This is a genomic window from Bacillus multifaciens (genome assembly GCF_030756675.1).
Taxonomy (GTDB): domain Bacteria; phylum Bacillota; class Bacilli; order Bacillales; family Bacillaceae_G; genus Bacillus_A; species Bacillus_A multifaciens.
The window spans coordinates 19,661-40,046 of sequence record NZ_JAVBXD010000025.1 but is presented as its reverse complement, the minus strand read 5'-3'; the positions used below and the strand labels follow the sequence as shown (position 1 = coordinate 40,046).

Annotated in this window: 19 protein-coding genes and 1 riboswitch; of the genes, 6 read left to right on the top strand and 13 right to left on the bottom strand. The window is 37.3% G+C overall.

Annotated features, from left to right (window positions below; genetic code table 11):
- Positions 1 to 3 precede the first annotated feature (3 nt).
- The 6 genes from gabT to Q9306_RS15840 all read right to left on the bottom strand — a co-directional run bounded on the left by gabT (position 4) and on the right by Q9306_RS15840 (position 6,876).
- Positions 4 to 1,365, bottom strand: coding sequence for a 4-aminobutyrate--2-oxoglutarate transaminase (gene gabT, locus Q9306_RS15865; RefSeq protein WP_306200218.1), 1,362 nt, complete (start codon positions 1,363 to 1,365; stop codon positions 4 to 6).
- A 356-nt stretch (positions 1,366 to 1,721) separates the two neighbouring features.
- On the bottom strand, positions 1,722 to 2,624 hold the full coding sequence (locus Q9306_RS15860; protein WP_306200216.1) for a diacylglycerol kinase: 903 nt from the start codon (positions 2,622 to 2,624) through the stop codon (positions 1,722 to 1,724).
- Between the two features lie 485 nt (positions 2,625 to 3,109).
- Positions 3,110 to 4,540 (bottom strand): Asp-tRNA(Asn)/Glu-tRNA(Gln) amidotransferase subunit GatB, encoded by a 1,431-nt coding sequence (gatB, locus tag Q9306_RS15855; protein WP_306200214.1) that lies wholly within the window; start codon positions 4,538 to 4,540, stop codon positions 3,110 to 3,112.
- A gap of 14 nt (positions 4,541 to 4,554) precedes the next feature.
- Positions 4,555 to 6,012 carry an Asp-tRNA(Asn)/Glu-tRNA(Gln) amidotransferase subunit GatA gene (gene gatA / locus Q9306_RS15850; protein ID WP_306200211.1) on the bottom strand — a complete coding sequence of 486 codons (1,458 nt, stop codon included), beginning with the start codon at positions 6,010 to 6,012 and terminating at the stop codon, positions 4,555 to 4,557.
- Positions 6,013 to 6,027: 15 nt separating this feature from the next.
- Positions 6,028 to 6,318, bottom strand: a complete 291-nt coding sequence (gene gatC, locus Q9306_RS15845) for an Asp-tRNA(Asn)/Glu-tRNA(Gln) amidotransferase subunit GatC (RefSeq protein WP_020062440.1) — start codon at positions 6,316 to 6,318, stop codon at positions 6,028 to 6,030.
- 306 nt (positions 6,319 to 6,624) lie between these two features.
- Entirely contained in the window at positions 6,625 to 6,876 is a 252-nt protein-coding gene (locus Q9306_RS15840; protein ID WP_020062439.1) for a YiaA/YiaB family inner membrane protein, read from the bottom strand.
- A 430-nt stretch (positions 6,877 to 7,306) separates the two neighbouring features.
- Between Q9306_RS15840 and Q9306_RS15835 the strand changes: the two genes are divergently transcribed.
- The 4 genes from Q9306_RS15835 (at position 7,307) to Q9306_RS15820 (ending at position 9,865) form a co-directional block, all read left to right on the top strand.
- Positions 7,307 to 7,789 carry a MarR family winged helix-turn-helix transcriptional regulator gene (locus tag Q9306_RS15835; RefSeq protein ID WP_306200205.1) on the top strand — a complete coding sequence of 161 codons (483 nt, stop codon included), beginning with the start codon at positions 7,307 to 7,309 and terminating at the stop codon, positions 7,787 to 7,789.
- A 76-nt stretch (positions 7,790 to 7,865) separates the two neighbouring features.
- Complete coding sequence (locus Q9306_RS15830) at positions 7,866 to 9,047, top strand: ArsA family ATPase (protein WP_306200202.1); 1,182 nt, start codon at positions 7,866 to 7,868, stop codon at positions 9,045 to 9,047.
- Entirely contained in the window at positions 9,040 to 9,234 is a 195-nt protein-coding gene (locus Q9306_RS15825; RefSeq protein WP_306200199.1) for a DUF3926 domain-containing protein, read from the top strand. The genes Q9306_RS15830 and Q9306_RS15825 overlap by 8 nt, the downstream gene beginning before the upstream one ends.
- A 145-nt stretch (positions 9,235 to 9,379) precedes the next feature.
- Complete coding sequence (locus Q9306_RS15820; protein ID WP_306200196.1) at positions 9,380 to 9,865, top strand: HXXEE domain-containing protein; 486 nt, start codon at positions 9,380 to 9,382, stop codon at positions 9,863 to 9,865.
- Positions 9,866 to 10,075: 210 nt separating this feature from the next.
- Here the strand turns inward: Q9306_RS15820 and Q9306_RS15815 are convergent, their stop codons facing one another.
- The 3 genes from Q9306_RS15815 to Q9306_RS15805 are packed head-to-tail and all read right to left on the bottom strand — an operon-like array spanning position 10,076 to position 12,632.
- Complete coding sequence (locus Q9306_RS15815) at positions 10,076 to 10,930, bottom strand: MetQ/NlpA family ABC transporter substrate-binding protein (RefSeq protein WP_306200193.1); 855 nt, start codon at positions 10,928 to 10,930, stop codon at positions 10,076 to 10,078.
- Positions 10,931 to 10,957: 27 nt separating this feature from the next.
- Complete coding sequence (locus Q9306_RS15810; RefSeq protein WP_306200190.1) at positions 10,958 to 11,623, bottom strand: methionine ABC transporter permease; 666 nt, start codon at positions 11,621 to 11,623, stop codon at positions 10,958 to 10,960.
- The gene (locus tag Q9306_RS15805; protein ID WP_306200187.1) at positions 11,613 to 12,632 is read right to left on the bottom strand and encodes a methionine ABC transporter ATP-binding protein; all 1,020 of its coding nucleotides are present in this window, start codon (positions 12,630 to 12,632) and stop codon (positions 11,613 to 11,615) included. The genes Q9306_RS15810 and Q9306_RS15805 overlap by 11 nt, the downstream gene beginning before the upstream one ends.
- Positions 12,633 to 12,737: 105 nt before the next feature.
- Positions 12,738 to 12,845: riboswitch (SAM riboswitch) on the bottom strand.
- 196 nt (positions 12,846 to 13,041) lie between these two features.
- Here Q9306_RS15805 and Q9306_RS15800 point away from each other — a divergent pair.
- Positions 13,042 to 13,605: a cysteine hydrolase family protein gene (locus Q9306_RS15800; RefSeq protein ID WP_306200185.1), complete on the top strand. Its 564-nt coding sequence runs from the start codon at positions 13,042 to 13,044 to the stop codon at positions 13,603 to 13,605.
- Between the two features lie 251 nt (positions 13,606 to 13,856).
- Positions 13,857 to 14,273, top strand: a complete 417-nt coding sequence (locus Q9306_RS15795; protein ID WP_306200183.1) for a PH domain-containing protein — start codon at positions 13,857 to 13,859, stop codon at positions 14,271 to 14,273.
- A gap of 168 nt (positions 14,274 to 14,441) precedes the next feature.
- On the opposite strand, the gene pruA is transcribed toward Q9306_RS15795, so the two are convergent.
- The 4 genes from pruA to ligA all read right to left on the bottom strand — a co-directional run bounded on the left by pruA (position 14,442) and on the right by ligA (position 20,384).
- The gene (gene pruA / locus Q9306_RS15790) at positions 14,442 to 15,989 is read right to left on the bottom strand and encodes an L-glutamate gamma-semialdehyde dehydrogenase (RefSeq protein WP_306200177.1); all 1,548 of its coding nucleotides are present in this window, start codon (positions 15,987 to 15,989) and stop codon (positions 14,442 to 14,444) included.
- A 159-nt stretch (positions 15,990 to 16,148) separates the two neighbouring features.
- Positions 16,149 to 16,934 (bottom strand): TSUP family transporter, encoded by a 786-nt coding sequence (locus tag Q9306_RS15785; RefSeq protein ID WP_306200174.1) that lies wholly within the window; start codon positions 16,932 to 16,934, stop codon positions 16,149 to 16,151.
- Positions 16,935 to 17,182: 248 nt separating this feature from the next.
- Entirely contained in the window at positions 17,183 to 18,358 is a 1,176-nt protein-coding gene (locus tag Q9306_RS15780) for a CamS family sex pheromone protein (protein WP_306200171.1), read from the bottom strand.
- 16 nt (positions 18,359 to 18,374) lie between these two features.
- A complete protein-coding gene (gene ligA / locus Q9306_RS15775) occupies positions 18,375 to 20,384 on the bottom strand; it encodes an NAD-dependent DNA ligase LigA (RefSeq protein ID WP_306200167.1) in 2,010 nt (669 codons plus the stop codon).
- Positions 20,385 to 20,386: the final 2 nt, after the last annotated feature.

The window sequence follows — 20,386 nt, the reverse complement described above, 5'->3', positions numbered from 1 at the left end:
CTCTTACACGTGTGCTTTATCTACTGTTCCATAACAAGCTTGAAGCGACTCTTCTAAAATCATAAGCCCTTCTTCAAGTTGCTCATCCGTAATTACAAGCGGCATTAAAACGCGCACAACATTTCCGTACGTACCTGCCGTTAATAAAAGTAAGCCTCTCTTATTTGTTTCTGCAATAAGCTTGCCAGCTAGTTCTTTATTCGGCTCTTTCGTCATTTTGTCTTTCACTAATTCAAAGGCACACATCGCTCCTAATCCGCGAACATCACCAATGCATTCATATTTTCCAGCCATTTGATGAAAACGATCCATCACTACTTTTCCGATCTGCACAGCTCTTTCATTTAAATTTTCTTTCTCCATTACTTCAAGAACAGCTAATGCAGCGCTGCATCCTAATGGACTTCCAGCATACGTTCCGCCTAATTCACCTGGCGCTGCCTCATTCATTACTTCTTTCCGGCCAATTACACCACTAATTGGCACGCCTGCCCCTAGCGATTTTGATACCGTAATTAAGTCCGGTACGACATCGTAATGGTCAATCGCAAAGTATTTCCCCGTACGGCCAAATCCTGTTTGAATTTCATCAGCAACGAACAAAATACCGTGTTCAGCACATAAACGGTGTACTTCTTTTACAAATTTTTTACCAGGTATAATAAAACCGCCTTCTCCTTGTACAGGCTCCATTACAACAGCAGCAATACTTTCTGGTGCAACTTCTGTAATTAAGAAATTTTTAAACTCTTCAATAATGAAATCTTCATATTGCTCTTCTGTTAATCCAGCTGGTCGACGATATTCGTAAGGGAATGGAGCTTTATACACTTCTGGTGCAAATGGACCAAATCCATTTTTATATGGCTTTACTTTACTTGTCATTGTCATCGTCATTAATGTGCGGCCATGAAACCCTTTTGTAAAGGCAATAATCCCTGTTCGCTTCGTATACTTTCGAGCAATTTTCACTGCATTTTCAACTGCTTCCGCTCCGCTATTTAAAAACAAAACTTGCTTATCAAAGTCACCTGGTGCGAGCGCAGCTAGCTTTTCTGCCAATTCAATATACGACTCATACATCATTACGTTAAAACCTGTATGAATATATTGATCGATTTGCTTATGAAGAGCTTCCGTAACAATCGGATGACAATGTCCGACGTTAATTGTACCGATTGCCCCTGCAAAGTCGATAAACTGATTTCCATCCACATCTGTCACAAGTGCTCCTTGAGCAGATTGTACAAATGTTTGAATTCCATTACTTACTCCTCTTGGTACAATATTTTGACGGCGTTCAAATAAAGAAGCTGCTTTTGAACCCGGAATATTTTGATTTACTTTCGCAAAATTTGTTTTCATGATATTCTCCACCTCTTTTAGTCATTTGCCTTTTATAATGCAAAATGTGTGCCAACTTATAAATGCACGGTTCTCTTATGTTTCCGTGCGTTTTGACACAAAAATAAGTCATTAAAGACTTATCACGAGTCTTTAATGACTTATTTAAAAGGTTTCTCTATATAAATCGTTGCTATGCAAAACACAACATGATCTGCTCTCGCTTCCTCTCTTTGCTTTAAACATGGCACGTGGCAGAAAAAGGCCCTGACCGCCTCTATGCGCGGCCAGATGCTCTCGCCCATCTAAAAAAGGAGGTTTTTATATCGTTTTTTCAATTTATATTTATTTTCCCTTCTTCACAAAAAAACTACCTCTTACAAGGTAGTTTCCTGCTGTTCTGGAATAAACAATTCCAAACAGTGATACACATTTTCAAACTCCATCGGTGCATCACCGCCGTATTCACCATCTAAATTAATCATTAATTTTTCTGTTGAATGTACTTTAATTCGATTCGCTTGTGTATATAACACTTTCGGATTATTGATATGCTCACCGCGCTGCGCTTGTGTCGCTGCTTTAATTAAGTCGGCAATTGATCCTTTTTTCAATATTAACAGATCAAACAAACCATCATTAATAGAAGCATATGGCGCTACTTTTTCAAAGCCACCGACTGATCGTGTATTTGTAATTAAAAACATTGTAATTTCTTCTTGCAGTAATTTTCCATCATATTCAATTTCTACATATGTTGGATGTAAGGATGGTAACATTTCAATCCCTTTTAAATAATACGCAAGTTGTCCAAGTACTGTTTTTAACTTACTTGGTACTTCATATGTTAATTCAGTTATGCGGCCACCGCCTGCAATATTAATAAAGTATGTATCATTCGCTCTTCCAAGATCAAGAGGTACCGTTTGGCCAGCACAAATGATATCAACAGCTTCTTCAATGGAACGAGGTACACCAATCGCACGAGCAAAGTCGTTCGTTGTTCCAACTGGAATAATCCCAAACTTTGGGCGATGTTCATTTCCAACTAACCCATTTACCACTTCATTTAATGTACCGTCACCGCCTGCTGCGATTACAACGTCAAACTTACGCTCTGCCGCTTGCCTCGCCGCTACAGTCGCATCTCCAGGACCCGTCGTCGCATGACATGATGCTTCATACCCTGCTTGTTCTAATTTTTGTAGTACTTCTGGTAAGTTTTTCTTAAATAACTCCCGACCAGAAGTCGGATTATAAATAATTCTTGCACGTTTCATATAGCATTAGCACAGGAAAACCCTCATTCATCAAAAAAGGGAAAGGAATAGCCGCTAAGCGCTCACTTAGCATTCCTATGCATACCCTCCTTCCATTTTTCACTCTCACTAAGTCATATAACTTCATTTTTCACATTAAGGCACTATTTATTTCATGTGATGAAAAAATTCTCTCTAAACTTAGATTTATCATTATTACAAGTTTTTTGCAACTATCTTACCATACTTAACATGACAGTATTTTCCTTATGTTTGTCAGTTAATCAAACGTTTGTTTAAACGAAATGCCATTTAAACAAACGTTTGATTAACTCAGAAAAACACCCATATATGGGTGTTTTTCTGGCTAATCGTTGTTGTTACTGTCTAGCTCCGGTGGCTAGAACAGTCAGTCATTTCGCCTCCTCCGACGAAGCAAAAAGCGCTTCTCTGTCGAAAGCTCCAATGCCTTCCCGTTCTAATCGAGCCGCCTCCGCTTTTCGTTATTATCGCTTGTTAATCTCTTCAAGTAAGATTTTATTAACAAGCGGCGGGTTTGCTTGTCCTTTTGTTGCCTTCATAATTTGACCAACTAAGAAGCCAATTGCACGGTCTTTACCGTTTTTGAAATCTTCAATAGATTGTTCGTTATTATCAAGAATTTCTGTTACGACTTTACGAAGCGCTCCTTCGTCAGAAATTTGAACAAGACCTTTTGCTTTTACGATTTCTTCTGGGTCTCCACCTTTTTCAATTAATTCGTTAAATACTTTTTTCGCAATTTTAGACGAAATTGTACCTTTTTCAATTAATTGAATCATTTTAGATAGACCAGCTGGTGTTAGTGCTACATCTTGTAATTCTTTTTGTTGTTTGTTTAAGTATGCTAATACTTCACCCATTAACCAGTTTGATGTTAATTTCGCGTCTGCACCGTCTGCAACTGTTGCTTCGAAGAAATCAGACATCTCTTTCGTTAACGTTAATACGTGTGCATCATAAGCTGGTAAGCCAAGCTCTTCAACATAACGTACTTTACGAGCATCTGGAAGCTCAGGGATAGAAGCACGAACGCGCTCTTTCCACTCATCGTCGATGTAAAGTTCAACTAAATCTGGCTCTGGGAAGTAACGGTAATCGTCAGATCCTTCTTTTACACGCATTAAGATTGTTTTCTTCGTCGCTTCATCATAACGGCGTGTTTCTTGTTGAATGATACCACCTGATAATAGCTCTTTTTCTTGACGCACTTGTTCAAACTCAAGACCTTTTTGAACGTAAGTGAAAGAGTTTAAGTTTTTCAGTTCTGCTTTTGTACCGAACTTTTCTTGTCCAACTGGACGAAGGGAAATGTTCGCATCACAACGAAGGGAACCCTCTTCCATCTTACAATCAGATACGCCTGTATATTGAATGATTGATTTTAATTTTTCTAAGTATGCATACGCTTCTTCTGGTGTACGCATATCTGGCTCAGATACGATCTCGATTAACGGCATACCTTGACGGTTGTAATCAACTAATGAGTAGCCTTCGCTTGTATGCGTTGATTTACCTGCATCTTCTTCTAAATGAAGACGTGTAATACCGATACGTTTCTTTTTGCCGTCTACTTCGATTTCAATCCAACCATTTTCCCCAATTGGTTTATCATATTGAGAAATTTGGTACGCTTTCGGGTTATCTGGATAGAAATAGTTTTTACGGTCGAATTTTGTTTCTGTTGCGATTTCACAGTTTAATGCCATTGCAGCTTTCATTGCAAAGTTAACTGCTTCTTTATTTAGAGTTGGAAGCACCCCAGGATATCCTAAGTCAATTACACTTGTTTGTGTATTTGGATCCGCTCCGAATTCTGTTGGACTCGCAGAGAAAATTTTCGAATTTGTTTTTAACTCAACGTGAACCTCTAAACCGATAATTGTTTCTAAATTCATCTATGCTCGCCTCCTTACAGACTTGCTTTTTTTGTATGATAATCTGTTGCTTGCTCAAACGCATGTGCAACGCGATAAATTGTTGCTTCATCGAAGTGTTTACCGATAATTTGTAAACCAAGTGGCATGTTGTTAGAACCGAAGCCACATGGAACAGAAATTGCCGGAACACCTGCTAAGTTTACTGGAATTGTTAAAATGTCATTTGCATACATTGTCATTGGATCATCAATTTTTTCGCCCACTTTAAACGCTGGAGTTGGCGTTGTTGGTCCAATAATAACATCATAGTTTGCAAATACATTTTCAAAGTCATTTTTAATTAATGTACGTACTTGTTGTGCTTTTTTGTAATATGCATCATAGTAACCAGAGCTAAGTGCAAATGTACCAAGCATAATACGACGTTTTACTTCATCACCGAAGCCTTCGCTACGCGTATTCTTATAAAGGTCTATTAAATTATTCACATTATCAGAACGAACGCCGTAACGTACGCCATCAAAGCGTGAAAGGTTTGCAGACGCTTCAGAAGAAGAGATTAAGTAATACGTTGCTAATGCATATTTAGAGTGTGGAAGCGAAACTTCTTCCCAAGTTGCGCCCATGCCTTCTAACACTTTTAAAGCTGCTAGTACAGACTCACGAGCTTCTTCGCCAACACCTTCACCTAAGTATTCTTTTGGTACACCGATGCGTAAACCTTTTACGTCGCCTGTTAAACCAGCTAAATAATTGCCAACTTCAATGTTTGCAGAAGTTGTATCCATACGGTCCACACCAGAAATAGCTTGCAGTAAGTATGCATTGTCTTCCACTGTACGCGTAATCGGTCCGATTTGGTCAAGAGAAGATGCAAACGCAACTAAACCGAAGCGAGATACACGTCCGTATGTTGGTTTTAAACCAACAACGCCGCAATATGCAGCTGGTTGACGGATCGAACCACCTGTATCAGAACCTAAAGAGAATAATACTTCTCCTGCCGCCACTGCAGCTGCAGAACCACCGCTAGATCCACCTGGAACATAATCTAAATTCCATGGATTCTTTGTTGCATAAAAACCAGAGTTTTCATTAGAAGAACCCATCGCGAACTCGTCCATGTTTAATTTACCGATTGTAATTGTGTCAGCAGCGTTTAGCTTTTGCACAACTGTTGCATCATAAATCGGGTCAAAATTTGCTAAAATTTTGCTCGCACATGTTGTACGAAGACCTTTTGTTACGATGTTATCTTTCACACCAATTGGCATACCGAATAGTAAACCATTATCTTCAGCGCCTAACTTCGCATCTAATTCTTTCGCTTTTGCACGTGCATTTTCTTCATCTAATGTAAGAAAAGCTTGTACGTTACCTTCAACATCCGCAATACGTTTGTAAGATTCTTCTACTAAATCCGTAACGGAAATTTCTTTGCTATGTAATTTTTTATGTAACTCTGATACAGAATGATCAAATAATGACATCGAAATTCCCCTCCTCTATTCTAATACTGCTGGAACACGGATTTGATTCTCTTTGTGATCCGGTGCATTTTTTAATACTTCTTCAACTGGTAAACCTTTTTCAGGTACGTCTTCACGCATAATATTTTTCATATCTAGTACGTGAGTTGTTGGTTTTACATTTGTTGTATCTAATTCATTTAACTGCTCTGCAAATGTAACAATTGCATCGAGTTGTTTTTGAAATTTTTCTGCTTCTTGATCTGTAATCGCAAGACGTGCTAAATGGGCAACGTGCTTTACATTCTCAACGGAAATTCTTGACACGGCTAGGCCACCTCCATAATATATCGTACAATCTACAATACTATTGATGATACCAAATTTTCAGTAGTTCAAGCAAGTCAACACACGAGACTTACAGCATTTTTACATAAAAAAAGAAAGGCTTTCGCCTCCCTTATCAATTCGCTATATAAATCCATTTTGATTTTCCGACATATAAGTCGCTACTTGCCCGCTCCCTTTGTTTTAAACTTGGCACGTGGCAAGAAAAGGCCCTAACCGCTTCTATGCACGGCCAGATGCTCTTGTCCCCCCCTAAAAAGAAAGAGGTTTTAAAAGAGTCCATTCTTACTTCTCGATTGTTTCTTTTTTAGAAACTGGTTCAGTATGAATGTTGTTTGCATTATCCTCTTCATTATCACGAATTGTTTTTTGCAGTACAAAACTAGACATTGTTAAAAATAATGTACCAATTAAATAATAGCCTTTTACACTGAGCGGTTCCTCTAACGTATAAATACCAATTAACATGCCAGAAAGCGCACAAACGAAAGATGTCCATGCTAAAAATGTGAATGCTTGGGTGTTTCTTCTTCTCATTAGTATCCTCCTTATTATGGCTCAATTCATCATTAGATGAAGGGATTATTATCCATATTATGCAAAAATATGTGAAATAATCTATCTTTTGTATTACTCTAGCATATATATAATTCTTTATAAAGAACGAAATGGATTTATATGAATCCATTTTGATTTTCCGACATATAGATTGCTGCTATGCAGAAAAACAGAGCTGCCACTCGCTTTCTCCCTTTGTTTAAACTTCGCATGTGGCAGGAAAAGGCCCTGACCGCTTCTATGCATGGCCAGATGCTCTCGTCTACCTAAAAAAGATGGTTTTATGTCGTTTTTTTAACTTGGATTTATTTAGTCTGAAAAATTTTAAAAATCATTTGACATTTATTTGGATGAAACATAGAATAAAAATAAATATTACGAACCTCGAAATATACGGGAGTGGAAATAATTGCTGCAATACGAACATTTTTTAGACTTACTGCTTGATAACGCCAAGAAGCTTTTCTATCCAGAAGAATGGGTAAGCCTTGATTTATCACTTTCAAAAACGGAAGTATTTTGCTTGCTTTGGATGGAGCGAAATACAGACATCACGATGAGTAAAATTGCGGAACTTCTCGATATTCCAATGAGTACAACAACAGGTGTAGTCAATCGTCTTGTAAAAAAGGGATATATCGAGCGCTACCGAAATGACAGTGATCGTCGCATTGTATTGATTCGTTTAACAGAAACTGGTCTAGAGCTTGTAGAGGAAGTAAAACAAAATGCTGCTTATTACTTTAGCCTTGTAACAGAAGCGCTATCAGAAGAAGAAAAAGCATTTTTACTACAGATCTTCCAAAAAATTATGAATCATATTGCTACATCACAACCAAAAACAGAAGAAAAGCTTACTTCACCTAAGATCAAAAACATTCCGATTGAATAGACCCCTCTGCGGGTTTTTATTCAAAGATATATTTCGACTCTCGTAATATTCGACTACCGAAATAAAGGGGATATGAATGATGAGAATTATTTTGTACACAGGTAAAGGCGGCGTGGGAAAAACAAGTATTTCAGCAGCAACAGCGATGCAAAGTGCAAAGCAAGGATTAAAAACGTTAGTCATGAGCACAGACCCTGCCCATAGCTTAGGAGATTCATTTGGTATGAAACTTTCATCAGAACCGCAAGAAATTTGTGAAAACCTATGGGCACAAGAAATTAATACAATCTATGAAATGGAAAAAGGCTGGGGCAAGCTACAAAAATATATCACATTGTTATTTACGTCAAAAGCGGCTGACGATATTACGACAGAGGAACTTACGATGTTCCCAGGTATGGAAGATTTAATTAGTTTACTGCGTGTATTAGATTACTATAAACAAAAAACATATGACGTCATCATTATTGACTGCGCTCCAACCGGTGAAACACTAGCAATGTTAAGCTTTCCTGATATGCTCGGCTGGTGGATGGAAAAACTATTCCCAATTAAACGTAAAATATTAAAAGTTGTCCGTCCTGTTGCACAGCCGCTTATCGGGTTCCCCCTTCCTACCGACGATACGATGGAAGAATTAACAAATACTCTCGAACAACTCGGTGAAATGAGAGATATTTTATCGAACCGAGAAGTAACGAGCATTCGCGTTGTTGTAAATCCAGAAAAAATGGTGATTAAAGAAGCACAGCACAGCTTCACATATTTAAATTTATATGACTACAACGTTGATGCCATCATGATTAATCGCATCATTCCCGATACTGTAACAGATTCGTATTTTCAAGCATGGAAAGACGCTCAAAAGAAATATAAAGCATTAATTCAAGATAGTTTTCAACCGCTTCCTATTTACGAGGCACCAATGTTTGAACAAGAAGTCGTTGGCTTATCTATGCTAGAGCGTGTCGGCGATGCTTTATTTAAAAATGATCCAGATCCAACTGCGGTAAAATTCAACGGTCGTACGCAGTATGTCACAAAGAACGGAGATGAATATATCTTTATCCTTTCCATCCCGTTCTCCGATAAAAGTGAACTCTCATTAAATCAAAAAGGTGATGAACTTATTATTCGCGCCGGTTCCGTCAAACGAAACATTACATTGCCAAAAACATTAACGCATTTATCCATTCAAGGAGCAAAATTTGAAGGTGATGTCCTCAACATTCGATTTGGAGGTGTCGTTCATGCGTGAAGACTTACTACGCAAAATGATTCGAACGAAAATTGAAGTCGGAGCGTATATGATAAACGAATTACCTGCCCCGCTTCAGCAGCGAGCAAAAGGATTATTAAACATATTTCAGGAAGAACTCACTTCTTATATACAAGAGCAGAAACAACCTGCCGAAACCTCTTTAAAACGTGTGATAATCGAATAAATGTATAAAAAGAGATCAGGAAAAACTCTGGTCTCTTCTACTTGAACTTCTTAGTTTTAATTACATGAAAAATTAAGAATGCATTCACTTCGCAATACACAATAATTATTTAATAGAAACAGATTAAACAGAGGGGGTTTTTCTATTGGAAGAATTGGTTATTTTATTTTTATTTGCTATTACGTTGCATAATTTAGAAGAAGCAGTATGGTTACCAGCGTGGTCAAATTACGCCCCAAACTTCCACAAACCTGTAGGGAAAGACGAATTTTATTTTGCAGTTATTGTTATTACTTCTTTGGCTTACCTCTCAACTTTTTATTATCTATTCTTCCCAAATTCAAGTCTGGCTAAATATATTCTTATTGGCTTCATGGGTTCAATGATTATTAATGCTATTTTTCCTCATTTACTTGCAAACATCGTGTTAAAAAGATATGCACCAGGCCTTTTAACCGGTTTGTTATTAAATATTCCTATTAATAGTTTGATTATTTATCAATTTTTTAAAAACAACGAGTTAACTTTTAGAGAGTTATTTTTATCAACACTTATAGTAGCAGGAGTGTTATTAAGTTTAATTCCCTCTCTATTTAAAATAGGAAGATCTATTTCTAAACAGTTTAATTAAAAACTAAAAAAATCAATTTATCGAGACTATATATTACGCTAACAGGCACGTAGAAGAGACTAGGAAAAATCCTAGTCTCTTCTACTTATTATACCTAACATATATTTCACAGAATTAAAGAGTACAAATTAGGGTATTGTCTGTTAGGTACTATATGCCAAACTAATTATCAGCAAAGGGGGTTCATCTGATAATTAATTAAACCCAATATTATTTCGTAATCTTCTCAATCTCTTTCAATGGAAGATTCACAGAAATAGATCCGCCCTTTGTTTCTTTCTGAAGCGCTTCTTCTACTTCTTTAGAGTGATACAATTCAACAATCTTTTTATATGTTGCGTTATTTTTCTCTTTCGTACGAGCTGCGATAATGTTTAAGTATGGTTTTGCGCTATCATTCTTTGGATCTTCTAAGAAAATAGCATCTTTCACTGGATTCAGATTTGCTTGGCCCGCTACACCATTGTTAATAACAGATGCTGCCACGTCTTTTAATACACGCGGTGTTTGCTGTGCGACAACTGGTGTAATTTTTAATTTTTTCGGATTTTCAGCAATGCCACTTGGATCACCGAATAAACCGAAGTCTTTTTTCAATTTCAATAGTCCAGCTGCATCAAGAAGTTTTAACGCACGAGCTTGGTTTGTTGGATCATTCGGGATTGCAATTTCTGCACCATTTGGAATTTCGCTTGGTTTCTTATACTTTTCTGAGAATAATCCCATCGGCGCAATTTGCGTTGTACCAATTGCTGTAATATCTAATTTATGCTCTTTTTTAAACTGCTCTAAAAACGCGATATGCTGAAAGGCATTTAGTTCAATATCTCCATCTGCTAGTGCCTTATTAGGTGTTGTATAGTCAGAGAACTCAACTAACTTAACTTGAATCCCTTCTTTTTCAGCTTTCTTTTTGAGAATATTCCATGATTCCCCATCCGTTCCTGTTACACCAATGCGAACGACTTTTTCCTTCGCTCCAGCTTCTGTTGAATCCTTACCGCAGCCACTTAATACCGATACACTCACAACCGCCGACAATGCAAATGCTAATAATTTTTTCATTTCATTTCCCTCTTTTCTTTTTCTGTTTTATGATCTACGTAAAAATCTCTTCGCAAAATAGTTTCCTAAGTTTTGTGCAACTTGCACAAGAAGAATTAATAATACAACTGTTACAAACATCACGGATGTATCAAAACGTTGATAACCGTATGTCATTGATAAATCGCCGAGGCCACCGCCACCAACAAGACCGGCAACTGCTGAAAATTCGATTAAAGCAACTGTCATAAACGTAACTCCTAAAATTAATGGTGCTAACGCTTCTGGGACAAGAATCTCAAAAACGATTCTTAACGGGGAAGCCCCCATCGCTTGAGCTGCCTCAATAACTCCTTTTGGAACAGAAACAAGATTTGTTTCTACCATCCTTGCAATCCCAATAGAAGCAACGAGCGTCATTGGAAAAATTGCAGCAGCTGTTCCAATCGTTGTTCCAATAACAGCACGCGTCACAGGGCTAAGAGCTACTAAAAAGATAATGAACGGAATAGGACGAATCGTATTAATAACAAGATTAAGAATAGAAAAGACCAGTTTATTTTCTAAAAAATTCCCTTTTCTCGTAACATATAAAAGCAAACCTAGAGGTATACCGAGAATTGTAGCGAATATAAGGGTGGCAATAACCATTAATACCGTATCCCCTGTCGCATCTACAATCCGCGGCCAAAATGTACTCCAATCAACTTGCATGACTTTCAACCTCCTTCAACTGAACTTGCAAGCGTAGATGTTGAAGCGCCTTCTGAATTTCTTTCGTCTCTCCTTGTAGTTCAACGAGAAGATTACCAAATAAAATACCTTGTAATTCAATAATATTTCCATAGAGTACATTTACATCAACGTTATAATGTTTGGCAATATAAGATAATAGCGGCTGTCCTGTTGCTTCACCGGTAAATGTTATACGATAAATGAAGCCTCCATTTTGAATTTTAGCAATCACGCTCTCTGGTAAGTGATCATTAATAACAGACCTTACAAAGTTTTGTGTCGTTTTTGTTTTCGGGCTTGTAAATACATCAAAAATCGTACCTTCTTCAATCACCTTTCCCTTTTCCATAACAGCAACCCTGTCGCAAATCTCTTTTACAACGTGCATCTCATGGGTAATAAGAAGAATCGTAACTTTATATTCTTTATTTACCTTTTTTAATAGATTTAAAATTTCTGACGTTGTTTCTGGATCTAGTGCAGATGTAGCTTCATCACAAATTAATACATCTGGGTATGTAGCCAATGCTCTTGCGATACCAACGCGCTGTTTCTGTCCACCAGATAATTGCTCCGGGTAATAATTTGCCTTATCCTCTAATCCGACAAATTGCAATAATTCCGTGACACGCCTTTTAATTTCATCCTTTGGTAATCTCGCCAACTTGAGCGGATACGCAATATTTCCATACACCGTTCGTGAATTGAACAAATTAAAGCTTTGAAAGATCATTCCAATCCTTTGACGCAACTGTCGCAACTCCCTTGTCGACAACGATGTAATATCCTTTTCATTAATAGATACAACACCTGACGTTGGTCGCTCTAACATATTAACTAAGCGTAATAATGTACTCTTTCCAGCACCACTAAAACCGATAATGCCGAAAATTTCACCTTGCTCAATCGTTAAAGATACATCTTCTACCGCATGTACTGATTGACCGCCCGATTCATACACTTTACTCACTCTGTCGAATGAAATCATCCTACTCCCTCCTATTCGTTGGAACAACTTGAAGCAAATAAAAAATGCCCTTCTTCTTATCCAATTTCATAAGAAGAAGAGCATTTGAATATACACGCTCACATCCTCTTATCTTCCAAGCTTTCAAAAAGCTTGCTGGAATTAGCACGGTATTCAAAGGAATCCGTTGCTGAGGTATCATAGGGCCAGTCCCTCCACCTCTCTGGATAAGAATTCATATTGATTTAGTTGTCATTTAATTGTTTTTTATTATAAAACTCTAAAAAGTAAGAGTCAACAAAAAACTTTAACTTTTCAGTTTTAATTTTATGTAAATTTCTTTATCTCACATTTTTTAAAAGGAAAACTCTCTAAAGTAATGGAATAATTAAACGAATACAAAATTGAAAATTGGGGGGCTGTAACTGAAATGAAAACTGCTCTTTTACTCGTTGATATCCAAAATGATTATTTTCCAAATGGAAAGATGGAACTGCGAAACGCCGATGAAGCAAGTGAATATGCAAAGCGCATACTTCAACATTTCCGTGAAACAAACCAGCCTATTTTTCATATTCAACATGTTTCCATGCAAGAAAATGCAACGTTTTTCCTGCCGAATACAGAAGGCGTACATATTCATGAAAGTGTTCGTCCTTTTCAACAGGAAACGGTCATACTAAAGCATTTTCCGAATAGCTTTCGAGAGACGCCACTATTACAAGAATTGCAAAATCTACAAATTGAACAAGTCGTCGTATGCGGGATGATGACTCATATGTGCATTGATGCTACCGTACGAGCTGCCTTTGATTTTGGCTTTACATGCACAGTCGTGCATGATGCGTGTGCAACGAAAGATTTAATCTTTAAAAATGTTTCGATTCCCGCTGTATACATTCACAATACAATTCTAGCTTCCTTAAATGACGTATATGCTGAGGTAATCAGCGGGGCGGAATTTTTACAACGCGAGCAATCCCTCCAGACTTAACAAAAGAAATTGTTTCTATTTTTCTTAAAGTATATGTAAAAAAACACCGCTTTCAGCGAGCAAACTGAAAGCGGTGTCTTCTTGTCTAATCATAGATTTTCCTTCAAATTGTATTATACAGGAAATTTATAAAATTTATACAAAGAAATATGACGAACGGGTAAAATTTTCTAGTCATTTTGTGCGTTTTTATTTAAATTAAGCGTAATAATCCAAAATAAGGTAAACTGATAATAAAGGAGGTGCCACTCATGAAAATTCCAATTCAACGAAATCCACTGCTTTCTCTATTAATTATTGCATTATGCCCCATACCTTTTATTCTCTTTTTTGCAAAGGAAGCTGATACAGGCTCCATTATAGGAGGAATCATTATGTTGCTCATTATACTTATGCTTCTATGGGCACTATTTCATTCTTATCACGAGATTACAAGCACACATCTCATTGCTGTATTTGGTTTCACCAAAATTATGATTCCGCTCCATGAAATAACGAGCATCAGATATACTTACAACTTGCTTTCCGCACCTGCCTGGACGTTTAAGCGCGTAGAAATTACTTATAGCAATTATGATATAGCTCTTATATCGTTACCAAAAGACCCCGATTTATTTATGAAAACAATGCAAGAGAAGTGTCCGCTTCTAAACAAGAATAAGATCTGACCTAGGAGTCTGCACGTGCATGTCGAATACTGACGAACGGTCTTTATACTGTGTCGAATCGCCGATATATTCGAAAAAGCGCCGATAAACGAAGCATTTCCGCCGATATATTTGAAAAAACGCTGAAAAAAGACCTTCTCGATTACGAGAAGGTCTTCCTTATACTTCTTATAGAGTTTCAGAAGTAGTTTTTGCTTGCATGTGAAGTGCTAAGTAGTCAGGGCCACCTGCTTTAGAGTCTGTACCAGACATGTTAAAGCCACCGAATGGTTGGTAACCTACGATTGCACCAGTACATCCACGGTTGAAGTATAAGTTACCAACGTGGAAGTCTTCACGTGCTTTTTCGATATGTTCACGGTTATTAGTAACAACAGCTCCTGTTAAACCGTATTCTGTATTGTTCGCAATTGCCAGTGCATGATCAAAGTCTTTTGCTTTGCAGAATGCTACAACTGGTCCGAAGATTTCTTCTTTCATAAGACGAGCATCTTCTGCAACGTCAGCAATGATTGTTGGTTTAATGAACCAACCTTGAGAATCATCACCTTCGCCACCTGCTACAAGTTTACCTTCTTCTTTACCAATCGCAACGTAGCTCATTACTTTATCAAATGCAGCTTGGTCATTAACAGGTCCCATGTTGATACCTTTTTCTTCTGGGTTTCCTACTGTTAATTCGTTTGTTAATTCAATTGCACGGTTTAATACGTGATCGTATACATCTTCATGGATTACTGCACGAGAACATGCAGAACATTTTTGTCCTGAGAATCCAAATGCAGATGCAACGATAGATTTTGCTGCTAATTCAAGATCTGCTTCTTTATCAACAACGATTGTATCTTTACCGCCCATTTCAGCGATAACGCGTTTTAACCAAATTTGTCCTGGATTTACTTTTGCTGCGCGTTCGTAAATACGAATACCAACATCGCGTGATCCAGTGAAGCTGATGAAGCGTGTACGAGGATGATCTACTAAGTAGTCACCAACTTCAGAACCGCTACCAGGAATGAAGTTTACTACGCCTGCTGGTAATCCAGCTTCTTCTAATACTTCCATAAACTTCGCTGCTACTACAGGTGTTGTACTAGCTGGTTTTAATAATACAGTGTTACCAGACACTAATGCAGCTGTTGTCATACCTGCCATAATAGCAAATGGGAAATTCCAAGGAGAAATGATAACACCTACTCCTAATGGAATGTAAGAAAAACGATTATATTCAATTGGACGGCTTTCTACCGGAATGCCATCTTTTAATTTCAACATTTGACGACCATAATACTCCATAAAATCAATTGCTTCTGCTGTATCAGCATCTGCCTCATTCCATGGCTTACCTGCTTCTTTTACAAGAATTGCGGAAAATTCATGTTTTCTGCGGCGAACGATTGCAGCTGCACGGAATAAAATGTCTGCGCGCATTTCTGGTTTCGTTTTTCTCCAAGTTTGGAATGTTTCATCCGCTACTTGCATTGCTTGCTCTGCGAATTCACGACTTGCTTTTGAAACGCGGCCAACGACTTCTTCTTTATTTGCAGGATTTACAGAAACGATTTTCTCGTCTGTAGTGATCTTTTCTCCCCCGATAATTAATGGATAGTCTTGTCCAAGATAAGATTCTACTTTCTTTAAACCTTCTTCAAATGCAACTTTATTTGCCTCTACCGTAAAATCTGTAAATGGCTCATGTTTGTATGCTACTACCATTATTTTAGCCTCCCCTTAGAAAAAAGCGTTTACATAAATACAACATTATTCTACACGATAATTTCGATTTATTCAAATATTCTTAGACTTATATTTTTAAAATTAAATAATTTTTAAAATATAATAAATAAAAAAACAACATGATGCATAAGCATCATGTTATGAAATATGAATATATTCCCAGAAATTTTTACCAATCAATAAAATTGTTACTACTAAAAATAAAACCCGTACATACCCTACACCTTTTTGAACAGCAAATCTCGAACCAAAATATGCCCCTGCAACCATTGATACACCCATAATTAATCCGTATTTAAATTGAATTGCTCCTAAAAATAAAAATGTAATCAATGATACAATATTGCTAACAAAATTTAAAATTCGACCAGCGGCAGCCGCGCGGATAAAATCCAAACCAATTAATAAAAATGCAAAAATTAAAAATGAACCTGTACCTGGTCCAAAAAAACCATCATAAAATCCAATAATCAAAATGACTAGATAAAATAAAAATGTTTTTCCCTTCGTCATTTTTTTATAAGTAGATACACTACCCCAATCTTTTTTTACAATAATATAAATAGCAATTAATACAAGTAAAACTAATACAAGTAAAACTAATACAAGAGGACGCAACACATCCGGTGGAATGAATTTTACAACAAATGCCCCTGCAACTGCTCCAACAATTGTGAAGGGAATCAGTTTTCCTACAATGCGAAAATCTACTTTTTTAGAACGAATAAAATACATTGTACTCGTAAACGAACCCATTGTTGCCGCCAATTTATTTGTTGCGATTGCCGAAGCTGGAGGTAACCCTACAAACATAAGTGCCGGAAGCGAAATTAAACCGCCTCCTCCAACAATAGAGTCAATAAATGATGCTAAAAAACCGAAAGCTATAAGTAGTATAATGACTTGCAAACTTAAATCTTCCATCTGTACTTTCCCTCGATCCCCTTTTTATATAACAACATTAAAAATTATAACAAAATTTTTAATGTTGTTAATAAAAACGACTTAAAAATCATTTTCTTTTATTTAGATGGGCGAGAGCATCTGGCCCTGCATAGAAGCGGTCGCCACGTGCAATACGAAAGTGTCTGAATAACAGCAATTTATATACTAATAATCCAAATGGATTTATGTACAAAAAAGTCGTTCCTCATAAAGAGGAACGACTTTTCTTAATCTAACATTTGAACAAACGGCTTATCTTGTTTCACGTCGCGAATAATAATTGCTTCTGTACGGTCTACAGATTTAATTGTAACTTGCACTTTAATATAATTAGGGAAATCCATAACAGCCCCAGCTACATATTGTGTAAATCCAATGACCTCTGCCTTTCCACTAAACTGGACTGGAATCTCAAGCTTCAATTCTTTTAATTGACCGTCTTTATAAAATCCTCTACCTACAACCGCAGTATAATCACCCGTAAAATAATTCGCTATGCTCGCATTGAAGTTCTTTACATTTGTTGCATCGTCACGATAATCTTTTTCTGCTTCGTTAGAAGGGAATAAATAATACTTTTCGTCCAACGCTTTCCAATCATCTACTTTATCGCTTCCTTTATCAACTGTTGTATATGATACAAAGGAGCCTGGGACAAGTGAAGATTTCGCTTCCTGTCTATAGATTGCAAACGTAATTGGAACATTTTTCAATTCATCTTTTTGGCGCAGAAGTGGTAAGATTTCTTGCGCCATTTTTTTCCCTTCTTCTAGCAATGTTTTATCATCAATTTTTTGTTCACGCGGATAACCATGCTGCTCCGTATAATAATGAACAGAATTCATCGCAAGGCCGATAACAACTCCACCTAATTCTGCTTGGTTCTCACCTTTTATTTTCAAGTAATCTTGTTCTAGAATTTGCGATAAATACATTGGACTCTTTTGATTTCTCGCTTCTAGTGTTTCCGGTTCTCCTGGTGGTAGCTCTGGATTTAAACCATTCGGCAATTTCTTCTTCAACGCTTTTTCTAAATCTTTTTGCTTCTCGGGTGTACGTTTTCTCTCAATTAATGCTTGTATCGTATCTTTATCTAAATACTTTCCGCCCTGAAATATATAATCTTTCGTACTATATGATTCTTTCGCAATACGCATTAATCCCGTTTCAAATTCATCAACATCTAAACGGCTATTTAATCCTTTCACAGCTAATCCTCGTGCCGATCCTTTTTCAAACGGAACTGCCGTTTTATAATAATCATCAGAAATCGAGTATTTCGAAATAATTGATTTCTCTTTCGAATTCCCTTTTTCTACGATTTTTTCTTCTTTTTTTGGCCCCATACCACATCCACTAAGAAGTAATCCAAGGCTTAACGCTGCTAATATCACTTTTTTCATGGTAACTTTGCACCTCTTAATTATTGAGCTCTTGTAAGAACCTCGCTTCATCCCAAACCTCAACGTTATGTTTTTCTGCTTGTGCTAACTTAGAACCAGCAGCTTCTCCTGCAATGACTAAGTCTGTACTTTTGCTTACACTACCTGTGACTTTCCCGCCCAGCGCTTCAATTTTCTTTTTCGCTTCACTTCGGCCCATCACTTCTAGTTTTCCTGTTAACACAACTGTTTTTCCTGCAAAATAAGACTCAATGTTTTCTAAATCTGCTCGTTTTATCCCTTTATAAGTCATATTCACACCATATGACTTAAATTGTTGTAATAGCTCTTGTACATCTTCATTATCAAAATACGTAACAATCGATTGCGCCATTTTTTCGCCAATTTCATTAATAGTTGTTAGCTCTTCTTCTGTAGCGTCCACGATGTGATCCATCGTTTCATAATGTTCCGCTAATGTACGAGCGGCTTTTGCCCCAACGTGACGAATACCAAGACCAAACAGTAATCGTTCTAATGAATTATCTTTTGAAGCTTCAATCGCTTGTACTAGATTTGAAGCAGATTTTTCTCCAAAACGTTCTAGTTGTAATAACTGTTCTTTCGTTAATGTATAAAGATCTGCAAATGTACGAATATAATCCGCATCAAATAACTGCGTAATTACCCGTTCGCCTAATCCGTCAATATTCATCGCATTACGTGATACAAAGTGAATTAATCCTTCTCGAATTTGTGCTGGGCATGCTGGATTAATACAGCGAAGCGCAACCTCTTCTTCTAAACGAACAAGCTCACTCTCACATGCCGGGCAATGCGTTGGCATATAAAACTCTTCTTCTTCACCTGTACGGCGGTCTACAATCACATTTACAACTTCAGGAATGATATCTCCAGCTTTCTTTACAACAACATAGTCGCCAATGCGAATATCTTTCTCACGAATTAAATCTTCATTGTGTAAGGAAGCACGGCGGACAATCGTTCCTGCCACGCGTACTGGTTCTAACTCAGCAGTTGGGGTTACAACACCTGTACGTCCAACGCTTAGTTCAATACCCGTCAGTTTTGTAATAACTTCTTCAGCTGGGAATTTATATGCAATGGCCCATCTTGGACTTTTTGCTGTTGTTCCTAAGCTTTCTTGAAGTGATAGATCGTCTACTTTAATAACGATACCATCAATTTCATAATCAAGATGCGGACGTTTTTCTTGCCACTCTTGCACGTAATGAATGACCTCATCAATTGTTTCGCAAACTCGGCGATTCGGGTTTGTTTTAAATCCAAGCTCTCCTAAAAGGTTTAACGATTCACTATGCGATGTGATCGTCTTTCCTTCTAAATTCGTAAGCCCATATACGAATAAAGATAAATTGCGCTTTGCTGCAATTTTTGGATCTAATTGACGCAATGAACCCGCAGCTGCATTTCGCGGGTTCGCAAAGACAGCTTCTCCGTTCTGTTCTTTTTCTTCATTTAATTTCACAAATGAACGCTTCGGCATGTACGCTTCTCCGCGCGCTTCTAGCGTCATTTCTTCTGTTAAACGCAGAGGAATCGCTTTAATCGTTTTTAAATTTTGCGTAATATCCTCACCCGTTATACCATCACCGCGAGTTGCTCCTTGAATGAAGCGTCCTTTTTCATAATGAAGGGAAACCGCCAGTCCGTCAATTTTTAATTCGCACACATATCTTACATTTTGATCGTCAATTCCTTGCCGTACCTTGCGATCAAAATCACGTAAATCACCTTCATTAAAAGCATTTCCTAAACTTAACATCGGCGATTTATGTGTTACTTTCTCAAAAATATCAAGAATCTCTCCGCCAACACGAACAGTTGGAGAGTCTTCTGTAAAAAATTCCGGATGTTCTGTTTCTAATTTAATTAACTCTTGCATATAACGATCATACTCTGCATCTGATACAGATGGCTGATCTAGCACGTGATACTCATAATTAAGCTTATTTAAAATGTCACGAAGCTCTTCAATACGCTTTTGTGCTGCTTCTTTCGACATGA